General features: G+C 60.0%; 9 protein-coding genes. 5 read left to right on the forward strand and 4 right to left on the reverse strand.

The genetic code is table 11. The features are described from left to right. The 3 genes from GHO03_RS22575 to GHO03_RS22585 all read right to left on the reverse strand — a co-directional run. Positions 1-1148 (reverse strand): 4-alpha-glucanotransferase (locus tag GHO03_RS22575; RefSeq protein WP_178110354.1); only part of this gene is annotated, 1148 nt, incomplete at its 3' end. Between the two features lie 54 nt (positions 1149-1202). Next, complete coding sequence (gene glgA, locus GHO03_RS22580; RefSeq protein WP_153400560.1) at positions 1203-2774, reverse strand: glycogen synthase GlgA; 1572 nt, start codon at positions 2772-2774, stop codon at positions 1203-1205. A gap of 539 nt (positions 2775-3313) precedes the next feature. Then, positions 3314-3760: a DUF411 domain-containing protein gene (locus GHO03_RS22585; protein WP_095002375.1), complete on the reverse strand. Its 447-nt coding sequence runs from the start codon at positions 3758-3760 to the stop codon at positions 3314-3316. 158 nt (positions 3761-3918) lie between these two features. Between GHO03_RS22585 and GHO03_RS22590 the strand changes: the two genes are divergently transcribed. Continuing rightward, positions 3919-4698, forward strand: a complete 780-nt coding sequence (locus GHO03_RS22590; protein WP_095002376.1) for a helix-turn-helix transcriptional regulator — start codon at positions 3919-3921, stop codon at positions 4696-4698. An 89-nt stretch (positions 4699-4787) separates the two neighbouring features. Next, positions 4788-5747 carry a zinc-binding alcohol dehydrogenase family protein gene (locus GHO03_RS22595; protein ID WP_133144388.1) on the forward strand — a complete coding sequence of 320 codons (960 nt, stop codon included), beginning with the start codon at positions 4788-4790 and terminating at the stop codon, positions 5745-5747. Between the two features lie 59 nt (positions 5748-5806). Here the strand turns inward: GHO03_RS22595 and GHO03_RS22600 are convergent, their stop codons facing one another. Beyond that, complete coding sequence (locus GHO03_RS22600) at positions 5807-6337, reverse strand: DUF4946 domain-containing protein (RefSeq protein ID WP_133144389.1); 531 nt, start codon at positions 6335-6337, stop codon at positions 5807-5809. Positions 6338-6564: 227 nt separating this feature from the next. On the opposite strand from GHO03_RS22600, the gene GHO03_RS22605 reads away from it, so the two are divergent. The 3 genes from GHO03_RS22605 to GHO03_RS22615 all read left to right on the forward strand — a co-directional run. Beyond that, the gene (locus tag GHO03_RS22605; RefSeq protein ID WP_095002379.1) at positions 6565-7842 is read left to right on the forward strand and encodes a serine/threonine transporter; all 1278 of its coding nucleotides are present in this window, start codon (positions 6565-6567) and stop codon (positions 7840-7842) included. Between the two features lie 149 nt (positions 7843-7991). Then, on the forward strand, positions 7992-8516 hold the full coding sequence (locus tag GHO03_RS22610) for a sigma-70 family RNA polymerase sigma factor (protein WP_095021203.1): 525 nt from the start codon (positions 7992-7994) through the stop codon (positions 8514-8516). Next, the coding region (locus GHO03_RS22615) for a FecR/PupR family sigma factor regulator (protein WP_372241784.1) at positions 8513-8755 on the forward strand (243 nt) is incomplete at its 3' end. The genes GHO03_RS22610 and GHO03_RS22615, both read left to right, overlap by 4 nt.

The raw sequence follows: 8755 nt of genomic DNA on the forward strand, positions 1-8755 counted from the left end.
CCCACGGCCAGGTCGGCGATCAGGCCGATGGCCATGCCGCTGCTACGCGCCGTGGTCTGGGCCCGGTCCAGGCAGCGGGCGATCAGCCATTGGCAAAAGGCGTAATAACCGATGAGCGCCTGGTGCCCCTCGGCAAACCGCAATAGCGCCGGGCTGTCGGGGTTGCGCCATTGTTCGGGCCACTCGCGCCAGTCGAAGCTGTGATGCCCGGCCACACAGGTTTCCTGCAGGGCCTCAAAGCGGCAGTGGTTTTCCAGTGCTTCGCCACCCAGCTCGCGAAAGTGATTGAAGTCGGCCAGCAGCGGGTGTTCGTCCCGGGCAAAGTCGTTGTAGAGCTGACGCAGCAATGTCTGTTTGGCCAGGGTTGCGGCTGGCCAGTCGATCAGCGGCAACTGTTCAAGACGTTGCAGTTCGTCTCTCAGGCCTGTGGCTTCAATGGCCCTGTGCAGTGCCTCCTCGCCAAGGATACTGGCGGGTGCTGCATACAGGCTGTTGAGAAACAGGCGACTGGAAGGTGAGTACGGGCTGTAATGTTTGGGCGCGCTGCTGAACATGGCGTGCAGGGGGCTGATCGCCAGCGCATCGGCGCCGCGCTCACCCACAGCCTGCAACAGGGTTTCGAGTGCCCGGGTATCACCAAAGCCGCCATCGCCGTGGCGCCGCAGCGAGTACAGTTGCACGCTGACACCCCATGCCCGTGGCGCTGTCTGATGCAGGGCATCGCCGATACTGAAGCACCTGGCCGGGGCCACGGCCAGGGTGAACTGTTGATCTTCCAGCTGCACCCGGTGGTAGCCGACGGGGATCATGCCCGGCAACATGGCGTCGGCATCCAGCTGGATTGGCAATGCATCGCCGTTCTCCAGATGCACGATGCACTGACTATGGGCGTGAAAGTAGCGTGACAAGTCCAGGGCCTTGCCGACGTCTGCCGTGAGCAAGGGCGGCAGGCGTTTGTTCTGCTGCTCCAGCTGCAGGTTTAGCAGACTGGTTTCGATGGCTTCGGCGCTGTCGGCGGGCAATCCCAGCCCCGCCAGAATGGCCTCCAGCACCTGTGGCCTGACCCTCTGTGGCTGGCCGTTGGCATCAATCCAGTCAACGGCCAGTCCGGCCCGGCCGGCGAGTACTTCAAGTTGCGCTTCGCTCATTGGCGGTTCCCTTGATGGCGATAAATGAACGAACGTCAGGCAGATCCGCAGGGCTCATGGCTTCACGGTGCGAAGCAATGACTTGGCAACCAGTTGCTCATACAGCTCGGCATAGGGTTCCACGGCCTTGCACCAGTTGAATGGAGCGGCCATTGCGCGGCAGCGCATGGCATTCAACAGTTTGGGGTAGCTGAACACCTTGAAGGCGCGCTTGAGTGCTTCCTCGTAGCTGGCCACGGTGGACTCGTCGAACAGAAAACCGGTCACGCCGTTTTCGATGGTGTCCGCCAGGCCGCCGGTGTTGCGCGCTACTGGCAGCGAGCCGAAGCGTTGTGCATACATCTGGCTCAAACCGCAGGGTTCATAGCGCGAGGGCATCAGCAAAAAGTCGCTGCCCGCGAACATGCGCCGTGCATCGGTTTCATTGAAACCGATGCGTACTCCGATCTGACCCGGGAAGCGCAAGGCAAGTTCACGCATGGCCTGTTCTTCTTCGGGTTCACCGCGGCCGATGATGCAAATCTGCCCGCCCGAAGCGACGATAAAGGCGGCCACGGCTTCGGTGAGGTCCAGGCCCTTCTGATAAACCAGGCGCGACACGACGGCAAACAATGGCCCTTTGGAGGGGCTGAGGCCGAACAGGGTACGCACATGGGTGGTATTGACGGCGCGGGCATCCCAGTCACCGATACCGAAGGGCGCCACCAGATGGGGGTCGGTGGTGGCTTCCCAGCTTTCATCGATGCCATTGGGAATACCGCTCAACAGGCCTTGCTGGGTCTTGCTGGCCAAAAAGCCATCGAGCCCGCAGCCAAAGGCCGGGGTGGTGATTTCGGCGGCGTAGGTCGCGCTGACCGTAGTGATGTGGCTGGCGTAGGCCATGCCGGCCTTGAGAAACGACAGTTTGCCGTAGAACTCTATACCGTCCTGTTGCAGGGCATGGTGCGGGATGCCCAGCTCCGGGCAGCAGGCGCGGCTGAATACGCCCTGGTAGGCGAGGTTGTGAATAGTGAACAGGGTGGGGGTGCGTTGCCCGCGCCAGTGCATGTAGGCCGGGGCCAGCCCCGCAGGCCAGTCGTGGGCATGCACGAGGTCGGGTTGCCAGTGTATCTGTGCCAGATTGGCAGCGATATCGGCTGCAGCCAGCCCCAGGCGGGCGAAACGGATGTGGTTGTCGGGCCAGTCGCGGCCATTGTTGGCGCCGTAGGGCGTGCCTTCGCGCTCATAAAGCTCAGGGCAGATCAGTACATAGATGACCAGGCCGTCGGTCATGTCCATGCGTCCGATCTTGCAGGCGGGCAGGGCGGCATGGCCACCGAGTTCACCGATGATGTGGATCGGGTTGTCGCTGTTGAGCACTTGTGGGTAGCCGGGGATCAGCACCCGTACATCATGCAAGTGACGCATGGCCCGCGGCAGTGCTGCCGACACATCACCCAGGCCACCGGTCTTCACCAGGTCGGCCAGTTCGGAGGTGACAAACAGCACCTTCTTTTTATTGGGATTGGCGTTTATCACCGCCAGCGCGGGCCTCCCTGCAGGGGCCAGATCTGGCAGTGAAATCAGCTCATTCACAACTTGCGGGGTCAGACGTTCTTCTTGATGTGGCGCAGCAGCACTGATCATGAATCTCTCCCGTTGTATTTATTGATCTGCTAACGGCCACCCGGCCGGCACTTCCCCACTGACTGATCGGCCATGTCATCCACGGCAAAAATGCGTAAAAGATGATTTGGGCACTGCAAGGAATGCACCAACAGCTGCAACCCAGCCCCAAGTTGGCCTATCACGGGCGAAGAAGATCCGATTATTCAAATACGACAAATACACGCCGTAGATGCGACAGCGTTGAGTGTAGAAGAGATGGGTCAAGCTGCTAGCTAAAGGCAGTGTTTTTTGTAAGACAATGAGAGTTGTCTTGTAGGAAAAGTATCTATCACAAAGTCTGCTTCAGTTTTTGTAGCAGCTGACGAGCGGAGCGAGGCTGCGCAGCAGCCGTAAAATCAGACACTGCGATATGCTAGCCCAATCGGGTTCGCAGGGTTCACTGCCGCTACGCGCCCGAACGCAGCCTCGCTCCGCTCGTCAGCTGCTATGGGGATGGGGGGCGGTTCTGCAAAATAACAGGGCGCGCGCACCGATGTGGTGCGCGCGCCTCGCGTATTTCAGTTGCCAGGGTACTCGGCGATCACCTGGTCTTTACCGTCGTTGTCCAGGCCGATCACCTGGTAGGCGTCCTTGCGGTCACCCATTTCCATACCCGGCGAGCCCATTGGCATGCCCGGTACAGCAATACCCTTGAGGTCGTTGCGCTGGGTCAGTGCCACCACTTGTTCGGCAGGCACGTGACCTTCAACGAACTTGCCGTTGATCACTCCGGTATGGCACGACGCCAGCCGGGGCTGCACGCCGAGGCGCTGTTTGACGCTGGCCATATCCGTTTCTACATGGTCATTGACCTTGAAGCCGTTGCTCTCAAGGTGAGAAATCCAGGCTTTGCAGCAGCCGCAGTTGGCATCGCGGTGCACATCAATGGTCAGTTGTTCGGCCGCTTGCGCCAAAGAGGTCAACAACAGGGCCGAGAGTGCGAAAAGGCGCAATGGAGTCTTCATCGAGATCCTCTATACGAAAAAACGTCAGCCTGAGCGACAGGGACTGTCAGGCAACTGATGGACAGATGACAAATCTGTCAGGTTGGGGCGCTTTGGGTGGAATCAAGGCACTATAACCTCGTTCCCTTAATCGCTCACTTTTCTGATGTGTACCGTATATGGCGCTTGCCGTTCCACCCGATTTGTCTGACACCGATGTGCGGGTACAACCCTTGGCGCGTACTTATCCCCGTGGCCTGTATATCGAGCCGCATCAGCACGAGTGGGGGCAGTTGCTCTACGCAAGCAGCGGCGTGATGTGGGTCGATACCCCGGATGAAGCCCTGGCCGTGCCACCGCAGCGGGCGGTGTGGTTGCCGCCGCAGGTGCCCCACGGGATTCGCGTGGTGTCGGATTTGCAGATGCGAAATATCTATTTGCCACCCAAGCTGGCCAGCACCCTGGACAGTCGTGTGCAGGTGATTGAAGTCGGCCGCTTGCTCAGAGAGCTGATTATCAAGTTGGTGGAGCGGGCGGACGGGCAAACGTCCTACACCGAGGCTCTGCTCAATCTGACGTTGCTGGAATTGCAGCGGGCCCGCCGAACCCAGCTTAAGGTGCCCATGCCCGATACCCCGGACCGGCGCCTGCTCAACCTGTGCCAGTCGGTCATGGCCAGCCCTTCGCTGGATATCGCCTTTGAGCAACATGCCGAGAACGCCGGGGCCAGTGTACGAACCCTGGCCCGTCTTTTTCAGGGCGAACTGGGCATGGGCTTCGCCCAGTGGCGGCGGCAGGTGCAATTGGCAACCGCCGCGGCCGAGCTGATCCAGGGCGCTTCTGTCAGCCAGATCTCACGTTCGCTTGGTTATTCGCCCAGCAGTTTCAGCGATATGTTCCGACGCGAGCTGGGTGTGAGTCCCTCTTTGTATGCGTCAGGTCAGGTAGCAGAGATCTGAACTTGTCCGGCAGACAGAAGCCATTGGCAGAAGCACCACGCTTGTCGGCCATAAACTGGGGCATCTCTACAGCATCCAGAGGGCTGAATATGAAAGCACTGCAATTTTCCAAAACCGGTGATCTGGCGGCGCTGAACCTCGTTGAGTTGCCGCTGCCGGTACCTGGTGCCAAAGAAGTGCTGGTGCAGGTCAGGGCTGCGGGCCTGAACCCCAGCGATGTGAAAAATGTACTCGGCCGTTTTCCCTACACCACCTTGCCCCGCGTGCCCGGTCGGGATTTTGCCGGGGTGATCGTGGATGGACCGCAGGCGTTGGTGGGGCAGGAAGTCTGGGGTACGGGTAAGGAGCTGGGGTTCTACCGGGACGGTTCTCATGCGAGCTATTTGGTCTTGCCGATTGAAGGCGTTGCGCTGAAACCCAAGTCGCTGAGTTTTGAGCAGGCCGCCAGCCTGGGCGTGCCTTACACCACGGCGTGGGATGCTCTGCAACGAACGGGTGTAGGCGCGGATACCCGTTTGCTGGTGATCGGTGCCAATGGCGCGGTAGGCACCGCGGCTATCGCGCTGGCGAAAGTGCTTGGCGCGCGGGTGCTGGCGGCGGTGCGTCGTACCGAGCAGGCGCAGGTGCTGCTGGAGCAGGGCCTTGAAGTGCTGGTTCTGGATAAACCGGAGTCGCTGGGGGCTCAAGTGAATGAGGTATTTGCAGGTGGCGCTGAAGTGATTTTCGACACCACTGGCCATTGGTTGCCAGCGGCAGTGTCGGCGTTGCGCACTTTCGGGCGAATCGCCTTTATTGCCGCACCGCTGGACGGTCATGTGCATTTGCCTGCGCTGGCCCTGTATCGCAAGGGCGGGTCGCTGGTCGGGGTCAACACGCTGCTGTATAGCTGCGGCGATTGTGCGCAGAGGCTCAATCAGTTTGGCCAGTACTTCGATCAAGGGCTGTTGCCGGCACCGGGTGGTTTTCAGGAAGCGGCCCTGGCGGACGGACTGGCCTGTTATGCGCAGGTCAATGAAGGTGCGTGCGCCAAAGTGGTGCTGATCCCGTAGGCACTGCCTGAACTGTGGGTGCGGGCAGGCTCGTTCCCACAGAGGCAAGTGCTACCCGATTATTGCCCCAGCCGCAAGCTGGCGCGAATGCCATTGACCTCAGGCTCGTTGGCTTTGTAGCCGTCAGCCGGGCCTGCGTAGGAAAGGGCGTAGGCGCTGTTGCCCTGGGTGGCGGCCACCAGGGTCTGAGTGATAACGTGGTTGCCGTTCTGGGTGATCTTGCAGGTGGTTTGCAATGCGTCCAGCCCGCCCAGGGTGCTGCTGTGGATCTTGTTGCAAGCGCTCTGGTAACCGCCTTTGGCGAAATTCTGCTGCAAGGTTTTGCGCATTTGCAGCAACACCGCCTCCATATTGACCTTGTGCTCTGGCGCCAGGGTCGACTGAGTCAGCTCCATAACCATCTGCGGGTCACCATTGGCATCGTTCTTCACCGCCCGCTGGCGCAAACTGCTGTCGTCCGGGGCAGGGGGGACGGCCTGCACTTCCCAGCCGCCGGGCCAGGTAATCATCATACCGTCGGCGCTGGCCATGGGTGCTGCAGCCAACAGGCACAAGCCGATAAAAACGGGAAAACGTCGGGCAAAATGCATGGTTCTCGGGCCTTTTGAGCGATGGGGGGACTTCAATAGTGTATCAATTGGTGTCCAGGTATTGCTTTGCAACGTGACATCATTTCGACCATTGCTCAGCTAAACCTTTGCTTCTTATGTCTAATCCCGGACAATCGCGCCCCTCTTATGGCCGGGGCGATGTCAGCAAGGTGATTCTTGTCCGCCCCGGCTGCGTGGTAACGACCGGCTAGCGGAGATTCGACCGGATGAATGACCAGGCTAACAGCGTCGACGAACGCTTCGACGAGACACCAGCGACCCTCACTCGCTGGAATCGTCATGACACCACCTGGATGCTGGGCCTGTTTGGCACGGCGATTGGCGCAGGTACCTTGTTTTTGCCGATCAACGCAGGGCTTGGCGGCTTTTGGCCGTTACTGATCCTGGCGCTGCTGGCGTTCCCGATGACCTTTTACGCTCACCGCGGCCTGACCCGCTTCGTTCTCTCCGGGCGTGAAGGCTCAGATATCACTGACGTGGTTGAAGAACATTTCGGCCTGCGTGCGGGTGCTGTGATTACGTTGCTGTACTTCCTGGCCATCTTCCCGATCCTGCTCATCTATAGCGTAGCGCTGACCAACACGGTTGGCAGCTTTATGCTCAACCAGATGCATATCACTCCACCTCCACGGGCAATCCTGTCGCTGGTGCTGATTCTGGGCTTGCTGATTGTGGTGCGCTGCGGCGAGCAGGTGATCGTCAAGGCCATGAGCATGCTGGTCTACCCGTTTATCGTGGCGTTGCTGTTTTTGGCGGTGTTTTTGATCCCGCACTGGAACGGCGGCATTCTCAGTACCGCGACTACGCTGCCTGCGCCTTCGGTATTGCTGCATACCTTGTGGCTGGCGATTCCGGTGATGGTTTTTTCCTTTAACCATTCACCGATCATTTCGGCGTTCGCCGTAGACCAGAAGCGCCGGTATGGCGCCAATGCCGATGAGCGCAGCTCGCAGATCCTGTCCCGTGCTCACCTGCTGATGGTAGTGATGGTGCTGTTCTTCGTGTTCAGTTGCGTGCTGACCCTGTCGCCGGAACAACTGGCCGAAGCCAAGGCGCAGAACCTGTCGATCCTGTCTTACCTGGCCAACCATTTCAGCAACCCGACCATCGCTTTTGCCGCGCCACTGATTGCTTTTGTGGCCATTGCCAAGTCCTTTCTGGGCCACTACATCGGCGCCAGCGAAGGCCTTAAAGGTCTGGTACTGAAAACCGGCAAGCGCCCGGGCGCGAAAAACCTGGACCGCATGACGGCCGCTTTCATGCTGGTGGTGTGCTGGGCTGTGGCCACGCTCAACCCGAGCATCCTGGTGATGATTGAAACCTTGGGCGGGCCGGTGATTGCAGCCATTCTGTTCCTGATGCCGATGTACGCGATTCGCCGGGTGCCGTCTATGCGCCAGTACTCGGGGCAGATCTCCAACGTGTTCGTGACGGTTATCGGCCTGATTGCGATCTCCTCGCTGGTGTACTCGCTGATCCCTTGATGCATACCCCTGTCGCCGCCGTCCTGGCGACGACAGGGCGCTGATTGACCCGCGCAAGCCGTCCAGGGCTTGAGTCTGGCCGGTACTGCGAATATGATTGCGACCAATTCCTATTCGCAGTGTGCCCACGGCACGTCCCGAGGGTTTCCGTGTCGCCATCCCCGCCGAACCCGCCGTTGCTGCACGCAGATGTGCAAAGCCTCTACAGCGATCACCATGGCTGGCTGCTGAACTGGCTGCGCAGGCGCCTGCGAGATACCGACAATGCTGCCGACATGGCGCAGGACACCTTTCTTTATGTGCTGGGCAAGCCGGAACAGGTTGCGCATTTGCGCGAGCCACGGGCCTGGCTGAGCACCATTGCCAAGGGCCTGTTGATTGACCGCTTCCGCCGCCAGAAAGTCGAGCAGGCCTATTTGCAAGCGCTGGCTCACTTGCCCGAGCAGCACATGCCTGCCCCCGAAGAACGTTTGATCCTGCTGGAAACCCTGACCCGCATCGATGCGTTGCTCGAGGGCCTAAAAGCCAATGTACGCACTGCCTTTTTGCTGTCACGCCTTGAAGGGCTTGGCTATCAGGCTATTGCCGAGCGCCTGGGGGTGAGCGTGAGTTCAGTGGAAAAATACATGGCCACGGCCATTCGCCATTGTTTTCTGATGCGTAACGCCCTGTGAGCGCTGGTTCGTCGCCGCCAGGATTCGCCCCCCATGTCCTTGACCAGGCGATTGACTGGCTGGTCAAAACCCAATCCGGTGCGGCGCCGCCTCAGGTATTTGCGGCGTGCGAGCAATGGCGCGCAGCCGATGCCAGCCATGAAGCCGCGTGGCAAGCCCTGCAAATGACCGAAGCGACCTTGCGCCAGGCCTCGGTGCTGCCGGGTCGTGTGGCTTTGGACACCCTGGCCGGCAGTGGC

The sequence above is a fragment of the Pseudomonas sp. FSL R10-1339 genome (assembly GCF_009600545.1).
Lineage (GTDB): Bacteria > Pseudomonadota > Gammaproteobacteria > Pseudomonadales > Pseudomonadaceae > Aquipseudomonas > Aquipseudomonas bubulae.